The organism is Paenibacillus sp. 01T422, assembly GCF_056398785.1.
In genome coordinates this window covers 1-1,065 of record NZ_JBFTQB010001361.1, presented here as the reverse complement: position 1 = coordinate 1,065, position 1,065 = coordinate 1, and the positions used below count along the sequence as shown (strand labels likewise).

Sequence of the window (1,065 nt, the reverse complement as noted above, 5' to 3'; positions counted from 1 at the left end):
ATGTAAGGGGTTGCTTTAAAATTGATCGTAGAACCCATACAGACATAGAACACAGCTAAAATTGGCAGAGATCCTGTCATCAAAGCGCCTGTGAAAGATCCAAATGTTTTACCCATTGAAGGGAATAATGTAGTAATAATAGCCCCCAAAATTAGCGGAACAATCATCATTCCTCCAGGAATACGATCAATTGTTGCCTTAATTCTCATGATGTGCTTCCTCCTAAGAAGTTTTGTTGAGCGTGACGTTGCATTATGCAACACTAATATCCTGATCGCCCATGTGATGATTATATGACAGGAGTTCCGCTATAACAACGGGGGAAATCGTTTAAATTTGCAACACATCTTTCAACTTTCTCCAGAGGGTAGATCGATTAATGCCTAGTCGCTTTGCGGCTTTCGATTGATTCATCCCTTCTTTTTCTAATATTTCCAAGAGAATTCTCTGTTCGATTTCGTCCCAAGTCCCTGATAAATTGATCGTTGCCTGTTGGCTGGATGCTTCATTTTGCAACGATTCTTTTACTTTTTGCCAACCTTCTTTGGCTTCACTCGTACCGATGTAATGACCGTTCGTACAAGCGAGCATGCTCTCAATAACAATTCTTAATTGGTGAATGTTGCCTGGCCATAGCTTGTGCATGAGATCATCTTCCAAGACCTCCTGCCTGATACCCACGATTTGTTTACCATGCCGGGAGTTATAATTCGCAATTAAAACGCGGGCGATCTCATCAATATCTTCCAATCTTTCGCGCAGTGGCGGCAGATTCATGTACATGTCCATGAAAGCGAGGACAAACGATGTATCCATTTCTTCTTTTTTTAACATCAGCTTGATCGGATGCGAAGTTGTTACAATGAGACGCGCATGCATCCCTGTTGTCATTGTAGAAAGCAATTTGCGCTGCAGCTGCTGACTAACGTGCTGGATGTTATCCAAGCAAATCGTACCGACAGATTCTTTGAAAAGTAGTCCTGGATAATCATCCGTTCCGAGTAAAACGGCTTCCTGTTCCTCCTCCGACAATTGCTCACAAGGAACGATATACAGCGCGTCCCC

General features: G+C 42.7%; 2 protein-coding genes. Both read right to left on the bottom strand.

Annotated elements, in window-relative coordinates; translation table 11 throughout:
• Positions 1 to 209 (bottom strand): 2-keto-3-deoxygluconate permease (locus AC1DUA_RS38740; protein ID WP_477504743.1); only part of this gene is annotated, 209 nt, incomplete at its 3' end.
• 121 nt (positions 210 to 330) lie between these two features.
• Positions 331 to 1,065 (bottom strand): helix-turn-helix domain-containing protein (locus AC1DUA_RS38735; protein ID WP_477504742.1); only part of this gene is annotated, 735 nt, incomplete at its 5' end.